The following is a 22,227-nucleotide window of genomic DNA, read 5'->3' as shown; positions in this document are numbered from 1 at the left end:
CGGGCGGGGGGGCGCCCCGGTTGTGGGGCGCCCCCGCCGGGGGCGGTCGGGGTCCACCCGCCACCGACCGGGGCGCCCGCCCGGCCCCGGGCGCCGCCGGTCGGGCCGCCCCCGACGGTGCTCCGCCGACCGCCGGCCGCCGGGCCGCCGCGGGCGGTGCCGACCCCGCCGTCGGGCCCGTCCCGGCCGCCGGCCGGCGCGCCGCCGTCGAGCCCGGCGTGCCCTCGGCGCGCGCCGCCGCGCCCGGCCGGCCCACCGGCCCGGCGACCGGCGGGACGCAGCCGGGCGACACCGAGCCGCGGCGTGGCCGCGCCCCGCAGCGCCCGGACCAGTCCACCGCCGGCATGCCCACCGTGGACGGTGCCGGCGGCCCGCCCGGTGGCCGCCGCCGGGCCGGGGAACCGGACCAGCCGGCGGTGCCGCGCAGCGGCAACGCCCCGCCCGTGCCCGGCGCCGGTCCCGACGCCGGCCGTCGCCCGGACGGACCCACCCCGGCCCCGCGCCGCGCCCCGGCCGGCGCCGCACCCGGCCCCCGGCCTGCTGCCGACGTCCCGCCGACCGGCCGGCGCGCGGCGCCCGACGGTCCGGCGGCCCCGCCCGGTCGCCGGGCCGCTCCCGGCGACCCGACGCCGGCCGGTGGGCGCGGCGGGCCGGACACGACCGCCGCGCCGCGCGGCGGGCGGACCGCTCCGGACGGGGCCGGGATGACGTCCGGCCGGCGTGCTGCTCCGGACGAGGCCGCGATGAGCTCCGGCCGGCGTGCTGCTCCCGACGAGGCCGCGATGCCGGCCGGTCGGCGGGGCGATGCCGGAACAGCGCCGGGACGCCGCGGCGTTCCCGACGACACGGCGCCGGCCGCCGGCCGCCATGCCCCCGGCGACGTCCCGCCCGCGCCCGGCCGCCGTGCCGCACCCGACACTCCGCCCGGTCGCCGGGCCGTACCAGACGCCCCGGCCGGGCCCGGCGCAACCGGCGACGCTCCGCCGGCCCCGCGACGCGCGGCCCGCGAGGCCGCCGACGAGCCACGGTCGCAGCGGCCCGAGCGGCCCGCCGACTGGCTGCGGCAGGCCGGACGCACCGCACACAGCGACCCCGCCATGCCGGTGGTGCGCCGCCCCGGCGGTGGGCCGGCCGACGATCCGGCTGCCGCGCAGCGCGGTGGGCCGGCCGGTACCGACCGTGGCGCGGCCGGACGCGCCGGTGCGGCGGTGCCACCCGTGAAGCCCGATCAGCCGGGCCCCGCCCGCAACCCGGCCCGGCCCGGCGGCCCGGCCGCCCCCGGCGACGGTGCCCGTGGCGCCGCCCGGCCGGACAACGACCGCACCGGCGGACTGACGGCCGCCGCCTCCCGGCCCGGGGGGCGCCCGCCCGGCGACGACCCCGCCCGCACCGGCGGTTTCCCCCTCGGCGGTGACCCGGCGCGCACGGGTGGCCTGCCGACCGGCGACCGTCCCGGCGGACGTGGTCCGGCCGGCGACCCGGCCCGGGCCGGTGGCTTCCCGGCCGCGGGCGATCCGGAGCGGACCGGTCCCGACGCCGGCCGTCGTCCCGCCGCGCCGGTGCGCCCCGGAGCGGCCGGCGGCGACGCGCGTCGTCCCGCCCGCGGCCCGGGCCGCCCGGACGGCGGAGTGCCGACGGGCGACCTGCACCCGGCCGGCGACCTGAACCCGGCCGGCGAGCCGCGCACCGCGCCCGGTGGTCCCCCGGTGGCCCGGGCGGCCGCCTCGGTGGCCCGCCCCGCGGGGCCGGACGAGCGGACGCCCGGCCGGGGGAACCCGCTTCCGCCGGAGCCCATCCGGCCCGGACCCGGTAATCCGGGCGCCGCGCCGCAGGGACCCGGCGCGCCGGCGGTGGCGCGGGCGGCGGCGGTCGTACCGCCCGGGGAGCCGGCGGTGGCGCGGGCCGCCGCGGTCGTACCGCCGGGGGAGCCAGCGGTGGCGCGGCCGGGACCGGGCGACGGCGCCGGACCGGCGCTGCGCCGGGCCGAGGCCGCGCCGGGGGAGCCCGACGACGCGGTGGGTGGCCTGCGCGGCGCCCGTTCCGAGATCCGCCGGCAGATGCGCGAGCGGCGGCGGCTGCGGATGGGCATCCTCGCCCTGGTCAGCCTGGTGCTGCTCGGCGCGGTGCCGCTCTACTTCGGGCTGCGCACGCTGAGCCGCGACCCGGTCTTCGACACCCTCGACGCGCTGAGCGTGCCGTCCTGGGCGGCGACGAAGACCGTCGACAACGTCAGCGGCAGCCGATGGTGCCTTCAGGACTGCCGGCTGCGGGAACGCACCGTCGAGTCGCAGAAGGCCTGGAAGGAGACCGCGCCGGTCTACGAGGCGGCCCTGTCGAAGGACGGCTGGCGGCGCTGGAAGGTGGACCGCTGTCCGGAGCAGCAGGTCAAGGGGAGCTACACCTGCTGGCGCCGCGACGAACTCACCCTCGACCTCTGGGTGCGCGACCCCACCTGTGTGCCGGCACCGGTGGCGGGCGAGTCCGCGCCGTCTCCGGCCCCCGCGCCCGCAGCGGGGAAGTGCACCGGCTCGTTGGTGTCGGTGAAGGTGCGCAACGCGATCGACGACGAGCGCACCGGACCACAGCCGAGCACCGATCCGTCACTCACCGGTGAGGACCCGTACCCGACCCTCACCGACGATCCGCTCGGCGAGGCGACACCCTCACCGTCGTGAGCCGGTTTCCATCACGGACGGTAGGGTCTGGGGCTGGCGGGGCCCGTCCGGTGCCCGCCGACCGGTCAGGGGTCGGCAGGGGACGGACCGGGTAGGTACGGTCGCGCGTCCCGGGGCGTCGGGCCCCGGGACACTGCTTGAGGAGGACATGCGCGTGAGTGGTGGAGAGATCGCTGCGCTGATCGCGGCCGGCGCGTTCCTGATGCTGGTGCTCGTGCTGGCGGTGCCGATCCTGCGGCTGCGGCACACCGTCGACGCGACGACCCGGATGATCGCCGACCTGAACGACCGCACCGCGCCGCTGCTCGGTGACGTGAACACCACGGTGAAGAACGTCAACACCGCCCTGGAGCAGGTGCAGACCTCCCTCGACGGTGTCAACCTCCAACTCGCCAAGGTGGACACCATGACCACCCACGCGCAGAACGTCACCGCCAACGTGGCGAACCTGGCCGCCGTGGTCTCGGCCGCCGCCGCGAACCCGCTGGTCAAGGTGGCCGCGTTCGGTTACGGCGTGCGCAAGGCCGCCGCCGCCCGCCGGCACGCGGAGACCGAGCGCGAGGTGCGCGACACCATCAAGCAGCAGCGCCGGGCCGCCAGGCGCGGCAACCGCTGACCCGGCCGGCGAACAGCGTGAGGATGAGAGCATGAGGCGGTTGTTCTGGCTGGGCATCGGGCTGGCCGTGGGCGTCCTGGTGGTCCGCAAGGCCACCAAGACGGCGCAGGCGTACACGCCGGCGGGCATCGCCAGCGGGCTGTCCGAGTCCGCCGGCGGTCTCGTCGAGTCGGTCCGCAGCTTCGTGGACGACGTCCGGGCCGGGATGGCCGAGCGCGAGCACGAGATCCACGAGGCCTTCGCCCGCGGCGAGGCGTACGACGACCAGTTCGCCGACCTGCGGGAGGACCCGCGGATCGGTGACCGAGAGATTTTTCCGGAGGAGCACCAGCGATGAAGACGGCGGAGATCAAGCGGCGGTACCTCGCGCACTTCGAGGCCAACGGCCACACCGTGGTGCCGTCCGCTCCGCTGCCCGCCATCAGCGACCCGAACCTGCTGTTCGTCAACGCCGGCATGGTGCAGTTCGTCCCCTACTTCCTGGGACAGCAGACCCCGCCCTACCGGCGCGCGGTCAGCGTGCAGAAGTGCATCCGGACGCCGGACATCGACGAGGTCGGCAAGACCAGCCGGCACGGCACGTTCTTCCAGATGAACGGCAACTTCTCCTTCGGCGACTACTTCAAGGACGGCGCCATCCCGCTGGCCTGGGACCTGGTCACCAAGCCGGTCGAGGCGGGCGGCTTCGGGCTGGACCCGGAGCGGATCTGGCCGACGGTCTACCTGGACGACGACGAGGCGTTCCAGATCTGGCGGTCGGTCGGCGTGCCCGCCGAGCGGATCGTCCGCCGGGGCAAGGCGGACAACTTCTGGTCGATGGGCATCCCCGGCCCGTGCGGCCCCTGCTCGGAGCTGTTCTACGACCGCGGCCCGGAGTACGGGCGCGAGGGCGGCCCGGCGGTCGACGAGGACCGCTACATGGAGTTCTGGAACCTCGTCTTCATGCAGTTCGAGCGGGGCCCGGGCACCGGCAAGGAGGACTACCCGATCCTCGGCGAGCTGCCCGCGAAGAACATCGACACGGGCATGGGCCTGGAGCGGATGGCCTCGATCCTCCAGGGCGTCGACAACCTCTACGAGATCGACGAGGTCCGGCCGATCCTGGCCCGGGCCGCCGAGCTGACGGGGAAGCGCTACGGCGCGCACTCCGGCCACGTGGCCAGCGAGTCGCACCCGGACGACGTGCGGCTGCGGGTGATCGCCGACCACGTGCGCACCGCGCTCATGCTGATCGGCGACGGCGTGACCCCGTCGAACGAGGGCCGCGGCTACGTGCTGCGCCGGATCATGCGCCGGGCCATCCGGGCGGTCCGCCTGCTCGGCTACCAGGACCGGGCGCTGCCCGAGCTGCTGCCGGTCGCCCGGGACTGCATGGCACCGTCCTACCCGGAGCTGGCCGAGGACTTCGGCCGGATCTCCCAGTACGCGTACGCCGAGGAGGACGCGTTCCTCGCCACCCTGCGGGCGGGCACCACGATCCTGGACACCGCCATCGCGGAGACCAAGTCGGCCGGGCAGGCGTCGATCTCCGGTGACAAGGCGTTCCAGCTGCACGACACGTACGGCTTCCCGATCGACCTGACCCTGGAGATCGCGGCCGAGCAGGGCCTCCAGGTCGACGCCGAGGGCTTCCGCCGGCTGATGGCCGACCAGCGCAGCCGGGCCAAGGCCGACGCCCAGGCGCGCAAGACCGGGCACACCGACGTGTCGGCGTACCGGTCGGTGCTCGACGGCGGCGGGGCGGTGGAGTTCACGGGCTACACCGAGCTGACCCGGGAGTCCCGGGTGCGGGCGCTGCTGTCCGGTGGCGCCGAGGTGGCCGCGGCGGTCGAGGGCGACACGATCGAGCTGGTGCTCGACACCACCCCGTTCTACGCCGAGGGCGGCGGCCAGCAGCCCGACCAGGGTCTGATCACGGTCGGCGGCGGCCAGCTCGAGGTCTTCGACGTGCAGCAGCCGGTGCCCGGGCTGATCGTGCACCGGGCCAAGGTGCTCCGCGGCGAGGTGCGGGCCGGTGAGACCGGCTACGCCGAGATCGACGTGTCCCGCCGGCGGGCCATCTCCCGCTCGCACACGGCCACCCACCTGGTGCACCAGACCATGCGCAACTTCCTCGGGGAGTCGGCCACCCAGGCGGGTTCGCTGAACGCGCCGGGCCGGCTGCGGTTCGACTTCAACACCCCGACCGGGGTGGCGCCGAGCGTCTTGCACGACGTGGAGCAGCAGGTCAACGAGGTGCTCCTGGCCGACCTGGAGGTGCACGCCTTCATCACCACGCAGGAGGAGGCCCGCCGGATCGGCGCCATGGCCCTGTTCGGCGAGAAGTACGGCGAGCGGGTCCGGGTCGTCGAGGTCGGCGACTACGCCCGGGAGCTGTGCGGCGGCACCCACGTGGCGCGTTCGGCCCAGCTCGGCCTCGTCAAGATCCTCTCCGAGGCGTCGGTCGGTTCCGGTGTGCGCCGGATCGAGGCGCTGGTGGGCATGGACGCCTTCGGCTTCCTGGCCCGCGAGCACCTGCTGGTGTCCCGGCTGGCCGAGCTGTTCCGGGTTCCCGGCGACCAGGTCGCCGACCGGGTGGAGCAGACCGTCACCCAGCTCCGCGACGCGGAGAAGGAGCTTGAGAAGCTCCGCGCCCAGCTCGTGCTCGGCGGGGCCGCGGCCCTGGCGGCGCAGGCGAAGGACGTTCGCGGTGTCGCGTACGTCGGCACCGAGGCGCCCGAGGGCGCGGCCGGCAACGACGTGCGGACCCTGGCCCAGGAGATCCGCGGCCGGATCGACCCGGCCCGCCCGGCCGTGGTCGCCGTGGCCGCCCGGGCCAACGGCAAGGCGTCCCTGGTGGTGGCCGTGAACCAGGCCGCCCGCGGCCGGGGCCTGACCGCGAAGGACCTGGTGAAGGCTGCCTTCTCCGGCCGGGGCGGCGGCAGTGACGACCTCGCGCAGGGCGGCGGCCTGCCCGCCGCCGAGGCGCCGAACCTGCTGGCCACCGTTGAGAAGGCGATCGCCGACGCCTGATGTGCGCACCGATGGAAGCCAGGGCGGACCGCTCGGTCCGCCCTGGCCCGTACCGGGGAGAAGGTGTCCGGTAGATGGCTGAACTGTCCCGTGGTGTCCGGCTCGGCGTCGACGTCGGCCAGGTCCGGGTCGGGGTGGCCCGCTCCGACCCGCACGGCATCCTGGCCACCCCGCTGGTCACCCTCGCCCGTGACCTGACGGCCGAGCCGGACGTTGTGCCCACCGACATCGCCGAGCTGGTCCGGCTGGCCGCGGAGCACGAGGCGGTCGAGATCGTGGTGGGCCTGCCGGTCAACCTCGCCGGAAAGCACGGCCCGGCCGCGGCGAACGTCTCGGCGTACGCTGACCGATTGGCCGATGTAATGGGGCCGATTCCGGTGACGCTGACGGACGAGAGGATGTCGACCGTCGTGGCGAGTCGTAGGCTGGCCGAACGGGGCGTCCGGGGTAAGCGCCAACGGGCGGTGGTCGACCAGGCCGCCGCGGTGGAGATTCTGCAGAGCTGGCTGGACGCGCAGCGGAGGCGGACGCAATGATCGACGATCTTGACCTGGGCTTCGACGAGGCGGAGAGGGGGGAGAAGGGCCGGCACCGGCGCGGCGCCGTGCGCAAGCGCAACGGCAAGTCGGGCGGCGGCCGCGGCAAGACCATCTTCGCCCTGCTGATGGCACTCGTGCTGCTGGGCGGCATCGGCGGCGGCGCCTACGTCGGCTTCGACCGGATCCGCAACCACTTCGTCACCCCCGACTACGACGGCCCCGGCACGGGCGAGGCGCTGGTCGAGGTGAAGTCCGGTGACACGCTCACCGACATCGGGAACAGCCTCTACGACGCGGGCGTGGTGAAGAGCACCAAGGCGTTCATCGAGGCCGCCGACGCGAACTCGCGCAGCAAGAACATCCAGGTCGGCCGCTACAAGGTCCGCAAGCAGATGAAGGCCGCGGACGTAATCACGCTGATGCTCGACCCGAAGAGCCGCGTGATCAACGGGGTGACCATCCCCGAGGGCACGATCAGCCTGAACATCTACCAGATCCTCTCCAAGCAGACCAAGATCCCGGTCAAGGATTTCCAGGACGCCGCGAAGGACCCGGTCAAGCTGGGCGTGCCCGCCTTCTGGTTCAACCGGCAGGACGGCAAGAAGGGCCCGAAGAGCATCGAGGGCTTCCTGTACCCGTCCACCTACGAGATCCCGCCGAAGGCCACCGCCGCGCAGATCCTGTCGATGATGGTGGACGAGTTCCTCCGCGTCACCCAGGAGCTCGACTTCGTCGACCGGGCGCAGAAGGAGCGCAAGATCTCCCCGTACGAGGCGTTGATCACCGCCTCGATCGCCGAGGCCGAGTCGGTCAACGCCGTGGACCTGCCGAAGGTGTCCCGGGTGATCTACAACCGGGTCTACGCCGGCAAGATCGGCTGCAAGTGCCTCGGCATCGACAGCGGCATCAACTACTACTTCCGCCTCCAGGGCAAGGACCCGAAGGACTCCGACGACCTGCTGCAGAGCGAGATCAACGACCTGAAGAACCCGTACAACACGCACAACGTGGCGGGCCTGCCGATCACCCCGATCAGCAACCCGGGCCAGGCCGCGCTCAAGGGCGCCCTGGAGCCGCCGCCCGGCGACTGGATCTTCTTCATGACGGTCGACCAGAAGGGCACGATGGGCTACGGCTCGAACGACGCCGACTTCCGGAAGCTGCAGAAGCAGATGTGCGACAACAAGGTGCTCACCGGGGAGAACTGCACCTGATGAAGGCCGCCGTGGCCGGCCGGCCGATCGCCCACTCGCTCTCCCCGGTGATCCACAACGCCGGGTACGCGGCGGCCGGGCTGACCGGGTGGTCGTACACCCGGATCGACTGCGGGGCCGACGAGCTGGCCGGCCTGGTCGCGGGCCTGGGCCCGGAGTGGGCCGGCCTGTCGGTGACCATGCCGGGCAAGGAGGCGGCGCTCGCGCTGGCCGACGAGGCCTCGCCGGTCGCCGCGGCGGTCGGCGCCGCCAACACGCTGGTACGCCGGCCGGACGGCACCTGGTACGCCGACAACACCGACGTCGCGGGCATGGTCGACGTGCTCACGGCCGCCGGCTGCGCGGCGGGCGCCACCGTCACCGTGCTCGGTGCGGGCGGCACCGCCCGGGCGGCCGTCGCGGCGGCGGCCCGGATCGGCGCGGCCGAGGTGACCGTGGTGGCCCGCCGCCCGGAGGCGGTGCGGGAGCTGGGGCCGACGGCCGAGGCGGTCGGGATCCCGCTGGTGGGCGCGCCCTGGGACGGCGACCCGGCGCACGCCCGGGCCGACCTCGTGGTCTCCACGGTGCCGAAGGGCGTGGCCGACGCGCTCGCGGACAACTTCGACTGGCGGCCGGCGACCGTCTTCTTCGACGTGGTCTACGACCCGTGGCCCACCCCGCTCGCCGCGGCGGCGCTGGCCGCCGGTTGCCGGGTGGTCTCCGGGCTGGACCTGCTGCTGGCCCAGGCGGTCGGCCAGTTCGAGCAGTTCACCGGCGTGTCCGCGCCTCGGGAGGCGATGCGCGCCGCGCTGGCCGGGGCCCGCACGGCGGCCTGAGCGCGGGGGCGGCCCGGGTCCCGGGATCACCCCGCGCGCCCGCCGGCCGGACGGCCGCGTCCGCAGGGCGGGACGCGGCGGGCAGTGCGAGGTGTCGGACACCGGGCGTGACAGACTGACCGCTGTGTTGCGCTGGCTGACTGCAGGTGAATCGCACGGACCCGCCCTCGTCGCGCTGCTGGAGGGGGTGCCCGCCGGCATCGAGGTGACCACCGCGGAGATCTCCGGCGAGCTGGCCCGGCGCCGGCTCGGCTACGGCCGGGGCGCCCGGATGTCCTTCGAGCAGGACGAGATCGAGGTCATCGGCGGGCTCCGGCACGGCGTGACCATCGGCAGCCCGGTGGCCATCCGGGTGGGCAACTCGGAGTGGCCGAAGTGGCGCACCGTGATGGCCGCCGACCCGGTCGACCCGGAGGAGCTGGCCGGGCAGGCCCGCAACGCCCCGCTCACCCGCCCCCGCCCCGGTCACGCCGACCTGGCCGGTATGCAGAAGTACGGCCACAGCGACGCCCGGCCGATCCTGGAACGGGCGAGCGCCCGGGAGACCGCCGCCCGGGTCGCCGTGGGCACCGTCGCGAAGGCCCTGGTCAAGCAGGCCCTCGGCGTCGAGATCGTTTCCCACGTGGTGGAGCTGGGCCCGATCGGCGTCAAGCCCGGCCTGCGTCCCACCCCGTCCGACGCCGCCCGGATCGACGCCGACCCGCTGCGCTGCCTCGACCCCGAGGCCAGTGCCCGGATGGTCGCCGAGGTCGACGCCGCCAAGAAGGCCGCCGACACCCTCGGCGGTGTGGTCGAGGTGCTGGCGTACGGGGTGCCGCCGGGCCTGGGCAGCCACGTGCAGTGGGACCGCAAGCTCGACGCCCGCCTCGCCACCGCGCTGATGTCGATCCAGGCCATCAAGGGCGTGGAGATCGGCGACGGCTGGCAGCAGGCGCGCTCCCGCGGCTCGGAGGCGCACGACGAGATCCTGCCCACCGCCACGGGCGTGCGCCGGGTCACCGACCGGGCCGGCGGGCTGGAGGGCGGCATCACCACCGGCGAGCCGTTGCGGGTGAAGGCGGCCATGAAGCCGATCTCCTCGCTGAACCGGGCGCTGTCCACGGTCGACGTGCTCACCGGGGAGCCGGCCACCGCCATCAACCAGCGCTCGGACGTGTGCGCCGTGCCGGCCGCGGCCGTGGTGGCCGAGGCCATGGTGGCGCTGGTGCTGGCCGAGGCGGCGGTGGAGAAGTTCGGCGGCGACTCGGTCGCCGAGATGCGCCGCAACCTGTCCGGCTACCTCGACGCGCTGGTGATCAAATGAGCACCCGGCCCGTCTGCGTGCTGGTCGGGGCGCCCGGCTCCGGCAAGACCACGGTGGGGCACGCGCTCGCCGCGGCGCTCGGCGTGGAGTTCCGCGACACCGACGCCGACATCGAGCAGCTCGCCGGCAAGCCGATCCCGGAGATCTTCGTGGACGAGGGTGAGGACCACTTCCGTGCCCTCGAACGGGCCGCGGTGGCGGCGGGGCTGGCCTCGCACCCGGGGGTGCTGGCGCTCGGCGGCGGCGCGGTCCTCGCCGAGGAGAACCGCGCCGCGCTGATCGGGCACACCGTGGTGCACCTGTCGGTGGAGCTGCCCGACGCGGTGAAGCGGGTCGGCCTGGGGTCCGGCCGCCCGCTGCTGGCGTTGAATCCGCGTGCCACCCTCAAGCACCTCATGGAGCAGCGCCGCCCGCTCTACGCCGAGGTGGCCACCGCGACCGTGCTCACCGACGGGCGCACCCCGGAGGAGATCGCCAGCGAGATCGCAGCCCTGCTCAAGCCCTGACCGGGACCAGCCGGGGCGCCCGCTCCGCCCGCCAGGTGACGAGCAGGGCGAGGGCGAGCAGGATCTCGGCCAGGTCGCCCCCCGTAGTACATGACCGTGGCGCCGGCCCGCAGCTCGTCCCCGGTCACCGGCACGTCCACGAGCACGCCCGCGTAGAGCAGCTGGGCGGGCACGGCGTGCGCCGCCACCCCCGCCCCGAGCACCACGAGCCGGACCGGGACCCGGGGCCGGTGCGGACCGGGATCCGGCCCGGCGATCGACCAGGCGAACAGGTAGCCGCTGAGCACGAAGTGCAGCAGCACCAGCGCGTGCAGCGCCGGCTGGTTCAGGGTGGCCCGGTAGAGCGGAGTCAGGTACAGCAGCCACAGCCCGCCCGCGGTGAGCAGCAGCCCGGTCACCGGATGGGCGAGCACCCGGAGGACCGGGTGCCGCAGCAGCCGCAGCGCCGCCCGGCCCACCCGCCGGTCCACCGTGCGCAGCGCCAGCGTGCCGGGCGCGCCGAGCACCAGGGCCAGCGGCGCCAGCATGCCGAGCCCGGGCACCGTGTCGACCGGGCAGGGCCGGATCCCGACCCTTCCGCCGTTGGGGGGTTCCGTCCCACGGTCACCGTCGGCGTCCGCGCGGTCAACCCCCCGTGATGCTGTCCTTGCCACGGAGTGGACAGTCGCCGCCCCGGCGCGGCCCGCTCGACTAGGCTGCCCGCGATGGACGAGGTGACCCGGATCCCGGTCGGCGGCGACCGGCCGTACGACGTTCTGGTGGGACGCGACCTGCTCGACCCGCCGCCCCGGCTGCTGCCCGGCGCCGAGCGGGTGGCCTTCCTGCACGCGCCCCCGCTCAAGGGGCTGGCCGAGGAGCTGGCCGGGCGGGTACGCGCGGCCGGCGTGACGCCGCTGCTCATCGAGGTGCCGGACGCCGAGGCCGGCAAGCACGTCGACGTGGCCGCGGCCTGCTGGGACCGGCTCGGCGAGGCCGGCTTCACCCGCACCGACGCGGTGGTCGGGGTGGGCGGCGGCGCGGTCACCGACCTGGCCGGGTTCGTGGCGGCCAGCTGGCTGCGCGGGGTGCGCTGGGTGCCGGTGGCGACCTCCCTGCTCGGCATGGTCGACGCCGCGGTCGGCGGCAAGACCGGGATCAACACGGCGGCCGGCAAGAACCTGGTCGGCGCGTTCCACCCGCCCGCCGGGGTGATCTGCGACCTGGCGACGCTGGACAGCCTGCCACCGGCCGACCTGGCCGCGGGCATGGCCGAGGTGGTCAAGTGCGGGTTCATCGCCGACCCGGTGATCCTCGACCTGGTCGAGCGGGACCCGGCCGCCGCCCTGGACCCGGCCGGGCCGGTGACCCGCGAGCTGATCGAGCGGGCGGTGCGGGTCAAGGCCGACGTCGTCTCCGGTGACCTGCGCGAGTCCGGGGTGCGTGAGGTGCTCAACTACGGGCACACGCTGGGTCACGCGATCGAGAAGGTGGAGGGCTACCGCTGGCGGCACGGTCACGCCGTCGCCGTGGGCCTGGTCTACGCGGCCACCCTGGCCCGGCTCGCCGGGCGGCTGGACGCGGCCACCGCGGAGCGGCATAAGGCCGTGGTGGCGGCGCTCGGCCTGCCCACCGGTTACCGGGCCGACGCCTGGCCGGAGCTGCTGGCCGCCATGCGGGTCGACAAGAAGGCCCGGGGCAGCCGGCTGCGCTTCGTGGTGCTGGACGGCCTGGCCCGCCCGGCGATCCTGGAGGCGCCCTCGGACGAGCTGCTGGCGCGGGCGTACGAGGAGATCAGCGCATGAGGGTCCACGTGCTCAACGGGCCGAACCTGGGCCGGCTCGGCACCCGCCAGGTCGACGTCTACGGGGTGACCAGCTACGCCGACCTGGTGGCCATGTGCGAGGAGACCGGCCGCGAGCTGGGCCTGGAGGTGGTGGTCCGGCAGACCGACGCCGAGCACGAGCTGCTGGGCTGGCTGCACGAGGCGGCCGACGAGGGTGCGGCCGTGGTGCTCAACCCGGCCGCCTGGTCGCACTACTCGATCGCGGTCCGGGACGCCTGCGCCATGCTGCGCGGCCCGCTGGTCGAGGTGCACATCTCCAACATCCACGCCCGCGAGGAGTTCCGGCACCACTCGGTGGTCTCGGCGGTGGCCACCGGGGTGATCTGCGGGCTGGGCGTGGACGGCTACCGGCTGGCCCTGCGGCACCTGGCCGCGCGCCTCGCCGCGTGACGTTCCGCACGTCCGGGCCGGTGCGCCGGGGCCGGTGGGGCGTGGCCCGCGTGCAGCACGGCGACCCGGTTCGACACAGCGAGTAGACTTCGTAGGTCTGTCCGCCAATTGATGATCAAGGCAGGAAATGGCCACCACCAACGACCTCAAGAACGGCCTGGTACTCAACCTCGACGGCGAGCTGTGGGCCGTCGTCGAGTTCCAGCACGTCAAGCCCGGTAAGGGCGGTGCGTTCGTGCGTACCACGCTGAAGAACGTGCTGTCCGGCAAGGTGGTCGACAAGACCTTCAATGCGGGCACCAAGGTCGAGACCGCCACCGTCGACAAGCGCACCATGCAGTACCTCTACGCCGACGGCGAGGACTACGTCTTCATGGACCTGGAGACGTTCGACCAGATCACCGTCCCGGGCGGCACCGTCGGCGAGGCGGCCAACTACCTCCTCCCCGAGGCCGAGGCCACCGTCGCCACCCACGAGGGCGTGCCGCTCTACATCGAGCTGCCGACCTCGGTCGTGCTCGAGATCACCTACACCGAGCCGGGCCTCCAGGGCGACCGGTCGACCGGCGGCAACAAGCCGGCCACCGTCGAGACCGGCGCGACCGTCCAGGTGCCGCTCTTCATCACCACCGGCGAGAAGATCAAGGTCGACACCCGCGACGGCCGTTACCTCGGCCGCGCCTGATGGCCGAGGGTCCCAAGCAGCAGATGCCGGCGCGCCGCAAGGCGCGCAAGCGGGCGCTGGACGTGCTCTTCGAGGCCGACCTGCGGGACCGGCCGCCGGTCGAGGTGCTCGCCGGCTACCTGGAGCGGATCGAGAAGCCCCGCCCCGAGCACGTCGGCTACGCGGTCGGTCTGGTCGAGGGCGTCGCGGCGCACCTGGACCGGATCGACGAGGTGATCGCCAGCTACGCCGAGGGCTGGACGCTCGACCGGATGCCGGCGGTCGACCGCAACCTGGCCCGCATCGCCGTCTACGAGCTGCTCTACGTCGACGAGATCGACGACGCGGTGGCGATCAGCGAGGCCGTCGAGTTGGCCCGGCAGATGTCGACCGACGACTCGCCGCGCTTCCTCAACGGCATCCTCGGCCGGATCGCCGAGTACGCCACCCGCTGAGGCTCACGGCGGCTCCAGCTCGGCGCGTCTGACGCCGCGCTGCGATCCGGAGCCGCCGACGACGAAGGGCCCGCGCCGAACGGCGCGGGCCCTTGGTGTCGGTGCGTCAGGACGCGAAGAACGCCCGGGGGTCGGCGACCAGCACACCGTGCTCGGTGAGCCGCTCGATCAGGCCCGACGGCGAGGCGTCGTAGACGATCGCGAGGGCGCGCAGGTCGTCGGCGCGGATGGAGAGCACCCGGCCGTTGTAGTCGCCGCGCTGCTGCTGGATGGCGCGGGCGTACCGGGCGACGTAGGCCAGGTCCTCGGAGGCCTCGTCGTAGAGCCGCTCCAGGTCCAGAACGATCTTGCTGGTGGGCTCGTGGCGCACCCCGCTGCCGTCGGGCAGCAGCTCCGAGACGGGCACGCGGTAGAAGTCGGCCAGCTCCGCCAGGCGGGACACGGTGACGGCCCGGTCGCCGCGCTCGTACGAGCCGACCACCACGGCCTTCCACCGCCCGTTCGACTTCTCCTCCACCCCCTGCAGGGACAGGCCCTGCTGCTGGCGGATGGAGCGCAGGCGGGCGCCCAGCGACTTGGCGTATTCAGAGGGCATTCGGACACTCCCAGTGCTGCTCGGGGTTCTCCCAGCTATCGCTACGGAGCGTGACGGTACGGGGATTGCGACACGCGGTCAAGTGTTCGTGACGTCCCCGGTTGTCCGGCCGTACGGCTTGTCCCCATTTCTCCACGCTGACCCGCCGGTCAGGCCGGCGGCGGCCAGCCCGGTGACCGCTGGTAACGTGGCGTGAAGCCCCGGTCCCGGCCCTCCGCGGCCCGCCGGAGTCGATCAGACGTCCTTTAACGACCCGTCCCGTGAGGCGGGGAAGGAGGTCCGCCGTGGCCTACCCACCGGCTGCCCACCCGTCGCCGCCGCGACAACCCTCGGTGAAGGTGATCCTCGCCGCCGCCGACGTGTCGCGGGTGGTCGACCGCATCGCCCACCAGATCCTGGAGAAGACCCAGGGCGCCGCCGACACCGTGCTGCTCGGCATTCCGACCCGCGGGGTCCCGCTCGCGCGGCGGCTCGCCGCCCGCATCAGCACCTTCGAGGACGTGACCGTCCCGGTCGGCGTGCTGGACATCACGCTCTACCGCGACGACCTGCGCCGGCACGCCACCCGCGCGGTCGGCCCCACCGAGCTGCCCCCCGGCGGGATCGACGGCCGGCGGGTGATCCTCGTCGACGACGTGCTCTTCTCCGGCCGCACCGTGCGGGCCGCCCTGGACGCGCTCAGCGACGTCGGCCGCCCGGCCTCGGTGCAGCTCGCCGTCCTGGTCGACCGGGGACACCGCCAGCTGCCGATCCGCGCCGACTACGTCGGCAAGAACATCCCCACCGCGCTCGCCGAGAACGTCAAGGTCACCCTGGCCGAGACCGACGGCGCCGACGAGGTACGGCTCCACGGAGGCGTCTCATGATCCGCCACCTGCTCTCCGGTGCCGACCTGGGCGCGGCCACCGCCACCGAGATCCTGGACACCGCCGCCGAGATGGCCACCGTGGCCGGCCGCGAGGTCAAGAAGCTGCCCGCGCTGCGCGGCCGGACCGTGGTCAACCTCTTCTACGAGGACTCCACCCGGACCCGGATCTCGTTCGAGGCGGCCGCCAAGCGGCTCAGCGCCGACGTGATCAACTTCTCCGCCAAGGGCTCCAGCGTGGCCAAGGGGGAGAGCCTGAAGGACACCGCGCTCACCCTCCAGGCCATGGGCGCCGACGCGGTGGTCGTCCGGCACCCCGCCTCCGGCGCCCCGCACCGGCTGGCCAACTGGGTCGACGGCTCGGTGGTCAACGCCGGCGACGGCACCCACGAGCACCCCACCCAGGCGCTGCTCGACGCCTACACGATGCGCTCCCGGCTGGGCCGCCTGGACGGCCTGCACGTGGCGATCGTCGGCGACGTGCTGCACTCCCGGGTGGCCCGTTCCAACGTGCTGCTGCTCTCCACGCTCGGCGCGAAGGTCACCCTGGTCGGCCCGCCGACCCTCATCCCGGTCGACATCTCTCCCGCGCTCGCCCCCGGCACCGATGTCTCCTACGACCTCGACGCCGTTCTTCCCGGTGTGGACGTGGTGATGATGCTGCGGGTGCAGCGGGAGCGGATGAACGACTCCTACTTCCCGTCGGCCCGCGAGTACGCCCGCCGCTACGGCCTGGACGGGCCGCGGATGCGGCGGCTGCCCGGGCACGCGATCGTCATGCACCCGGGGCCCATGAACCGGGGGATGGAGATCACGCCCGAGGTGGCCGACTCGCCCCGCTCCACCATCGTCGAACAGGTCGCCAACGGGGTCTCCGTGCGGATGGCCGTCCTCTACCTGCTGCTCGGAGGGAACAACCGGTGACCGCGTACCTGATCCGGAACGTGAGTGTGGTCGGCGGCGCGCCGATCGACCTGCTGATCCGCGACGGTGTCGTGGCGGAGACCGGCGCCGGCCTGGCCGCGCCGGACGCCACGGTGCTCGACGCCACCGGCCTGGTGGCCCTGCCCGGCCTGGTCGACCTGCACACCCACCTGCGCGAGCCGGGCCGGGAGGACGCCGAGACCGTGGAGTCCGGCTCCCGGGCCGCGGCGCTCGGCGGCTACACGGCGGTCTGCGCCATGGCGAACACCTCGCCGGTGGCCGACACGGCCGGCGTCGTCGAGCAGGTCTGGCGGCTCGGCCGGGAGGCCGGGCTGGTCGACGTGCAGCCGATCGGCGCCGTCACCGTCGGCCTGGCCGGGGAGCGGCTGGCCGAGCTGGGCGCCATGGCCGACTCCGCGGCCCGGGTGCGGATCTTCTCCGACGACGGGCACTGCGTCGCCGACCCGAAGCTGATGCGCCGGGCCCTGGAGTACGTCAAGGCGTTCGACGGGATTGTCGCCCAGCACGCCGAGGAGCCCCGGCTCACCGAGGGCGCGCAGATGCACGAGGGTGAGGTCTCCACCCGGCTCGGGCTGACCGGCTGGCCGGCGGTCGCCGAGGAGGCGATCATCGCCCGTGACGTGCTGCTGGCCGAGCACGTCGGCAGCCGCCTGCACATCTGCCACGTCTCGACCGCCGGCAGCGTCGAGGTGCTGCGGCACGCCAAGGCGCGGGGGGTGAAGGTCACCGCCGAGGTGACCCCGCACCACCTGCTGCTGACCGACGAGAAGGCCACCACCTACGACCCCGTCTACAAGGTCAACCCGCCGCTGCGCACCGCGGCCGACGTCGCCGCGCTGCGGGCGGCCCTGGCCGAGGGCGTGATCGACATCGTCGCCACCGACCACGCGCCGCACGCCGTGGAGGACAAGGAGTGCGAGTGGGCGTACGCCCGGCCGGGCATGCTCGGCCTGGAGACGGCGCTCTCCATCGCGCTCGACGTGCTCGGGCCGCAGTGGGATCTCATCGCCGAGCGGATGTCCCGCGCCCCGGCCCGGATCGCCGGGCTGGAGGCGCACGGCCTCGACCCGGCCCCCGGCGTGCCGGCCAACCTGACCCTGGTCGACCCGGCCGCCCGCCGCGTGATCGAGCCGGCGGAGCTGGCCAGCCGCAGTCGCAACACCCCGTACGCCCGCATGACGCTGCCGGGTCGCATCGTGGCGACCTTCCTGCGCGGCGAGCCGACGGTCCTGGACGGAAAGGCTGTCAAGTAAATGGCGAAGCGCAGAAGCGCGATCCTCGTCCTGGAGGACGGGCGCACGTTCCACGGCGAGGCGTACGGCAGCGTCGGGGAGACCTTCGGTGAGGCCGTCTTCAACACCGGCATGACCGGCTACCAGGAGACCCTCACCGACCCCTCCTACCACCGGCAGGTGGTGGTGCAGACCGCGCCGCACATCGGCAACACCGGCGTCAACGGCGAGGACGACGAGTCCGGCCGGATCTGGGTGGCCGGCTACGTGGTGCGCGACCCGGCCCGGATCGGCTCCAACTGGCGGGCCACCGGCGGGCTGGAGGACCGGCTCGCCGCCGAGGGCGTGGTCGGCATCAGCGGCGTGGACACCCGGGCGCTCACCCGGCACCTGCGCGAGCGCGGCGCCATGCGGGTCGGCATCTCCAGCGTCGACGACGACGCGGCCGCCCTGCTCGACCGGGTCCGCCGCGCGCCGCGGATGGTCGGCGCCGACCTCTCCGCCGAGGTGACCACCGCCGAGCCGTACGTGGTGCAGGCACAGGGCACGCACCGGTTCACCGTCGCGGCGCTGGACCTGGGCATCAAGCGCAACGTGCCGCGCCGGCTCGCCGCCCGCGGCGTGACCACGCACGTGCTGCCCGCCGGTTCCTCGATCGAGGACCTGCTGGCCACCGGCGCGGACGCGGTCTTCTTCTCGCCCGGGCCGGGTGACCCGGCCACCGCCGACGGGCCGGTCGCCCTGGCGCGGGAGGTGCTGAGCCGGCGGATCCCGCTGTTCGGCATCTGCTTCGGCAGCCAGATCCTCGGCCGGGCGCTGGGCTTCGGCACCTACAAGCTCGGCTACGGCCACCGCGGCATCAACCAGCCGGTGCTCGACCGGGCCACCGGCAAGGTCGAGGTGACCAGCCACAACCACGGCTTCGCGGTCGAGGTGCCGGGAGCGGCGCACGGCGCGGTGGTCCCCGACCAGGTGATCGACACCGAGTTCGGCGGCGTCCAGGTGTCCCATGTCTGCCTCAATGACAACGTGGTCGAGGGGCTGCGGGCCAAGGACGTGCCCGCCTTCACCGTCCAGTACCACCCGGAGGCGGCGGCCGGCCCGCACGACGCGGACTACCTCTTCGACCGTTTCGCCGAGCTGATCGAGGGGCGCAAGGATGCCTAAGCGGACCGACCTCAAGCACGTCCTGGTGATCGGGTCGGGGCCGATCGTCATCGGCCAGGCCTGCGAGTTCGACTACTCCGGCACGCAGGCCTGCCGGGTGCTGCGCAGTGAGGGGATCCGGGTCAGCCTGGTCAACTCCAACCCGGCGACGATCATGACGGACCCGGAGTTCGCCGACGCCACGTACGTCGAGCCGATCACCCCGGAGTTCGTCGAGCTGGTCATCGCCAAGGAGCGCCCGGACGCGCTGCTGCCCACCCTGGGCGGCCAGACCGCGCTGAACACCGCGGTCGCCCTGCACGAGGCCGGCGTCCTGGACAAGTACGGCGTCGAGCTGATCGGCGCCAACATCGACGCCATCAACCGGGGCGAGGACCGGCAGCTGTTCAAGGACATCGTGGCCAAGGCCGGCGTACGGCTCGGCCTGGAGGACCCGTCGGCGCTGGTGCCCCGCTCCCGGGTCTGCCACTCGATGGACGAGGTCCGCGAGACGGTCGGCGAGCTGGGCCTGCCGGTGGTGATCCGGCCGTCGTTCACCATGGGCGGCCTCGGCTCCGGCATGGCGCACACCGACGAGGACCTGACCCGGATCGCCGGCTCCGGCCTGGCCGCCAGCCCGGTGCACGAGGTGCTCATCGAGGAGAGCGTGCTCGGCTGGAAGGAGTACGAGCTCGAACTCATGCGCGACCGCCACGACAACGTGGTGGTGGTCTGCTCGATCGAGAACGTCGACCCGATGGGCGTGCACACCGGCGACAGCGTCACCGTGGCCCCGGCCATGACGCTGACCGACCGGGAGTACCAGCGCCTGCGGGACCTGGGCATCGCGGTGCTCCGCGAGGTCGGTGTCGACACCGGCGGCTGCAACATCCAGTTCGCGGTCAACCCGGCCGACGGCCGGATCGTCGTGATCGAGATGAACCCGCGGGTGTCCCGCTCCTCGGCGCTCGCGTCGAAGGCCACCGGCTTCCCGATCGCCAAGATCGCCGCGAAGCTGGCCATCGGCTACACCCTCGACGAGATCCCCAACGACATCACCCTCAAGACCCCGGCGGCCTTCGAGCCGACCCTGGACTACGTGGTGGTGAAGATCCCCCGGTTCGCGTTCGAGAAGTTCCCGGGCGCCGACCAGGAGCTGACCACCACGATGAAGTCGGTCGGCGAGGCGATGAGCCTCGGGCGCAACTTCACCGAGGCGCTGAACAAGGCCATGCGCTCGATGGAGACGAAGTCCGCCGGGTTCTGGAGTGCGCCGGATCCGCAGGGGGCGACGAAGGAGAACACCCTCGCCGCGCTGCGGATGCCGCACGACGGCCGGATCTACACGGTCGAGCGGGCGCTGCGGCTGGGCGCGTCGATCGCCGAGGTGGCCGAGGCGTCCGGCGGGATGGACCCCTGGTTCCTGGACCAGATCGCCGCGCTCGTGGAGCTGCGCGCCGAGATCGTGGCCGCCCCGGTGCTCGACGCCCAGCTGCTGCGCCGGGCCAAGCGGGCCGGCCTCTCCGACCGGCAGCTCGCCGCGCTGCGCCCCGAGCTGGCCGCCGAGGACGGCGTCCGCACCCTGCGCCACCGGCTCGGGATCCGGCCGGTCTACAAGACGGTGGACACCTGCGCGGCCGAGTTCGAGGCGACCACGCCGTACCACTACTCGACCTATGACCAGGAGACCGAGGTCGGGCCCTCGGACCGGCCCAAGGTGCTCATCCTGGGCTCCGGGCCGAACCGGATCGGGCAGGGCATCGAGTTCGACTACTCGTGCGTGCACGCCGTGCAGGCGCTGCGCGAGGTCGGCTACGAGACGGTGATGGTCAACTGCAACCCGGAGACCGTCTCCACCGACTACGACACCGCCGACCGGCTCTACTTCGAGCCGCTCACCTTCGAGGACGTGCTGGAGGTCTGGCACGCCGAGGACTCGTCCGGCCGGTCGGCCGGTGGACCCGGCGTGGTCGGTGTGGTCGTGCAGCTCGGCGGGCAGACCCCGCTCGGCCTGGCCCAGCGGCTCAAGAACGCCGGCGTGCCGATCGTGGGCACCTCCCCCGAGTCGATCCACCTGGCCGAGGAGCGCGGCGCGTTCGGCGCGGTGCTGTCCCGGGCCGGGCTGCGCGCCCCGGCGCACGGCATGGCCACCTCCTACGACGAGGCCAAGGCGATCGCCGACGAGATCGGGTACCCGGTGCTGGTCCGCCCGTCGTACGTACTCGGCGGGCGCGGCATGGAGATCGTCTACGACGACGCGACCCTGCGCGACTACATCGGCCGGGCCACCGACATCTCGCCGGACCACCCGGTGCTGGTGGACCGCTTCCTCGACGACGCCATCGAGATCGACGTGGACGCCCTGGTCGACGCCGACGGCGCGGTCTACCTGGGCGGCGTCATGGAGCACATCGAGGAGGCCGGCATCCACTCCGGCGACTCCTCCTGCGCGCTGCCGCCGATCACCCTGGCCGGCTCGCACCTGGCGCAGGTGCGCCGCTACACCGAGGAGATCGCCCGCGGGGTCGGGGTGAAGGGCCTGCTCAACGTCCAGTACGCGCTCCAGGGCGACATGCTGTACGTGCTGGAGGCCAACCCGCGCGCCTCCCGGACGGTGCCGTTCGTCTCCAAGGCCACGGCCGTGCCGCTGGCCAAGGCGGCGGCCCGGATCGCGCTCGGCGCCACCATCGCCGAGCTGCGCGCCGAGGGGATGCTGCCACCCACCGGGGACGGCGGCACCATGCCGCCCGACGCCCCGATCGCGGTCAAGGAGGCGGTGCTGCCGTTCAAGCGGTTCCGCACGCCGTCCGGCAAGGGCATCGACGTGCTGCTCGGCCCGGAGATGAAGTCCACCGGCGAGGTGATGGGCATCGACACCGGCTTCGGCCAGGCCTTCGCCAAGTCGCAGGCGGCCGCGTACGGGTCGCTGCCGACCGCCGGGAAGATCTTCGTCTCGGTGGCCAACCGGGACAAGCGCGGCATGATCTTCCCGATCAAGCGCCTGGCCGACCTGGGCTTCGAGATCGTGGCCACCACGGGCACGGCCGAGGTGCTGCGCCGGCACGGCATCGCCTGCGAGCAGATCCGCAAGCACTACGAGTCGGGCGAGGGCGAGGACGCCGTGTCGCTGATCCTCGGCGGCGACGTGGCCCTGGTGGTGAACACCCCGCAGGGTTCCGGCGCGAGCGCCCGCTCCGACGGCTACGAGATCCGCAGCGCCGCCGTGACCGCGGACATCCCGTGCGTCACGACCGTGCCCGGCGCGGCGGCCGCGGTGATGGGCATCGAGGCGAGGATCCGGGGCGACATGCGGGTCCGCCCCCTCCAGGAGCTGCACGCCGCCCTCCGGGGCGGCGAGTGACCCCGGCGACAACCCCGTCGATCATGAGGTTGGCGGCGGTCGAGGAGACCGACTCCGCCGTCAACCTCGTGA

Annotated in this window: 20 protein-coding genes; 18 read left to right on the top strand and 2 right to left on the bottom strand. The window is 73.9% G+C overall.

Features of this window, described 5'->3' with window-relative positions:
* The first annotated feature begins 2,057 nt into the window (after positions 1-2,057).
* The 9 genes from ABZW14_RS27095 (at position 2,058) to ABZW14_RS27055 (ending at position 10,680) form a co-directional block, all read left to right on the top strand.
* Positions 2,058-2,675, top strand: a complete 618-nt coding sequence (locus ABZW14_RS27095) for a hypothetical protein (protein ID WP_355351616.1) — start codon at positions 2,058-2,060, stop codon at positions 2,673-2,675.
* Positions 2,676-2,829: 154 nt separating this feature from the next.
* Positions 2,830-3,291, top strand: coding sequence for a DUF948 domain-containing protein (locus ABZW14_RS27090; protein WP_091321699.1), 462 nt, complete (start codon positions 2,830-2,832; stop codon positions 3,289-3,291).
* A gap of 31 nt (positions 3,292-3,322) precedes the next feature.
* Positions 3,323-3,628 carry a hypothetical protein gene (locus tag ABZW14_RS27085; protein WP_355351606.1) on the top strand — a complete coding sequence of 102 codons (306 nt, stop codon included), beginning with the start codon at positions 3,323-3,325 and terminating at the stop codon, positions 3,626-3,628.
* Positions 3,625-6,303, top strand: coding sequence for an alanine--tRNA ligase (gene alaS / locus ABZW14_RS27080; protein ID WP_355351604.1), 2,679 nt, complete (start codon positions 3,625-3,627; stop codon positions 6,301-6,303). Before ABZW14_RS27085 ends, alaS begins: the two co-directional genes overlap by 4 nt.
* A gap of 74 nt (positions 6,304-6,377) precedes the next feature.
* A complete protein-coding gene (gene ruvX / locus ABZW14_RS27075) occupies positions 6,378-6,839 on the top strand; it encodes a Holliday junction resolvase RuvX (RefSeq protein ID WP_355351602.1) in 462 nt (153 codons plus the stop codon).
* The gene (gene mltG, locus ABZW14_RS27070) at positions 6,836-8,056 is read left to right on the top strand and encodes an endolytic transglycosylase MltG (protein WP_355351600.1); all 1,221 of its coding nucleotides are present in this window, start codon (positions 6,836-6,838) and stop codon (positions 8,054-8,056) included. The genes ruvX and mltG overlap by 4 nt, the downstream gene beginning before the upstream one ends.
* Complete coding sequence (locus tag ABZW14_RS27065; protein WP_355351598.1) at positions 8,056-8,871, top strand: shikimate dehydrogenase; 816 nt, start codon at positions 8,056-8,058, stop codon at positions 8,869-8,871. Before mltG ends, ABZW14_RS27065 begins: the two co-directional genes overlap by 1 nt.
* Positions 8,872-8,995: 124 nt before the next feature.
* Positions 8,996-10,174, top strand: coding sequence for a chorismate synthase (gene aroC / locus ABZW14_RS27060; RefSeq protein ID WP_355351596.1), 1,179 nt, complete (start codon positions 8,996-8,998; stop codon positions 10,172-10,174).
* On the top strand, positions 10,171-10,680 hold the full coding sequence (locus ABZW14_RS27055) for a shikimate kinase (protein WP_355351594.1): 510 nt from the start codon (positions 10,171-10,173) through the stop codon (positions 10,678-10,680). Before aroC ends, ABZW14_RS27055 begins: the two co-directional genes overlap by 4 nt.
* Here the strand turns inward: ABZW14_RS27055 and ABZW14_RS27050 are convergent.
* Positions 10,590-11,207, bottom strand: coding sequence for a cytochrome c oxidase assembly protein (locus ABZW14_RS27050; RefSeq protein WP_355351592.1), 618 nt, complete (start codon positions 11,205-11,207; stop codon positions 10,590-10,592). The genes ABZW14_RS27055 and ABZW14_RS27050 overlap by 91 nt on opposite strands.
* A 177-nt stretch (positions 11,208-11,384) precedes the next feature.
* On the opposite strand from ABZW14_RS27050, the gene aroB reads away from it, so the two are divergent.
* The 4 genes from aroB to nusB all read left to right on the top strand — a co-directional run bounded on the left by aroB (position 11,385) and on the right by nusB (position 14,011).
* Positions 11,385-12,461 (top strand): 3-dehydroquinate synthase, encoded by a 1,077-nt coding sequence (gene aroB, locus ABZW14_RS27045; protein ID WP_355351590.1) that lies wholly within the window; start codon positions 11,385-11,387, stop codon positions 12,459-12,461.
* Positions 12,458-12,892 carry a type II 3-dehydroquinate dehydratase gene (aroQ, locus tag ABZW14_RS27040; protein ID WP_355351588.1) on the top strand — a complete coding sequence of 145 codons (435 nt, stop codon included), beginning with the start codon at positions 12,458-12,460 and terminating at the stop codon, positions 12,890-12,892. The genes aroB and aroQ overlap by 4 nt, the downstream gene beginning before the upstream one ends.
* Positions 12,893-13,019: 127 nt before the next feature.
* Complete coding sequence (gene efp, locus ABZW14_RS27035) at positions 13,020-13,577, top strand: elongation factor P (RefSeq protein WP_007075814.1); 558 nt, start codon at positions 13,020-13,022, stop codon at positions 13,575-13,577.
* Positions 13,578-13,600: 23 nt separating this feature from the next.
* A complete protein-coding gene (nusB, locus tag ABZW14_RS27030) occupies positions 13,601-14,011 on the top strand; it encodes a transcription antitermination factor NusB (protein WP_210406048.1) in 411 nt (136 codons plus the stop codon).
* A 106-nt stretch (positions 14,012-14,117) separates the two neighbouring features.
* On the opposite strand, the gene ABZW14_RS27025 is transcribed toward nusB, so the two are convergent.
* Entirely contained in the window at positions 14,118-14,606 is a 489-nt protein-coding gene (locus ABZW14_RS27025) for a helix-turn-helix domain-containing protein (RefSeq protein WP_013285505.1), read from the bottom strand.
* Between the two features lie 284 nt (positions 14,607-14,890).
* On the opposite strand from ABZW14_RS27025, the gene pyrR reads away from it, so the two are divergent.
* The 5 genes from pyrR to carB are packed head-to-tail and all read left to right on the top strand — an operon-like array spanning position 14,891 to position 22,155.
* Positions 14,891-15,472 (top strand): bifunctional pyr operon transcriptional regulator/uracil phosphoribosyltransferase PyrR, encoded by a 582-nt coding sequence (pyrR, locus tag ABZW14_RS27020; RefSeq protein WP_355351586.1) that lies wholly within the window; start codon positions 14,891-14,893, stop codon positions 15,470-15,472.
* The gene (locus tag ABZW14_RS27015) at positions 15,469-16,395 is read left to right on the top strand and encodes an aspartate carbamoyltransferase catalytic subunit (protein ID WP_355351584.1); all 927 of its coding nucleotides are present in this window, start codon (positions 15,469-15,471) and stop codon (positions 16,393-16,395) included. The genes pyrR and ABZW14_RS27015 overlap by 4 nt, the downstream gene beginning before the upstream one ends.
* Entirely contained in the window at positions 16,392-17,669 is a 1,278-nt protein-coding gene (locus tag ABZW14_RS27010; protein ID WP_355351582.1) for a dihydroorotase, read from the top strand. Before ABZW14_RS27015 ends, ABZW14_RS27010 begins: the two co-directional genes overlap by 4 nt.
* On the top strand, positions 17,670-18,815 hold the full coding sequence (gene carA / locus ABZW14_RS27005; protein ID WP_355351580.1) for a glutamine-hydrolyzing carbamoyl-phosphate synthase small subunit: 1,146 nt from the start codon (positions 17,670-17,672) through the stop codon (positions 18,813-18,815). It begins immediately after the preceding gene.
* The gene (gene carB, locus ABZW14_RS27000; RefSeq protein WP_355351578.1) at positions 18,808-22,155 is read left to right on the top strand and encodes a carbamoyl-phosphate synthase large subunit; all 3,348 of its coding nucleotides are present in this window, start codon (positions 18,808-18,810) and stop codon (positions 22,153-22,155) included. The genes carA and carB overlap by 8 nt, the downstream gene beginning before the upstream one ends.
* Positions 22,156-22,227: the final 72 nt, after the last annotated feature.

The sequence above is a fragment of the Micromonospora sp. NPDC004551 genome (assembly GCF_040609975.1).
GTDB lineage: Bacteria > Actinomycetota > Actinomycetes > Mycobacteriales > Micromonosporaceae > Micromonospora.
The sequence above is the reverse complement of the archived record's forward strand: the minus strand, read 5'-3'. Positions and strand labels throughout refer to the sequence as shown.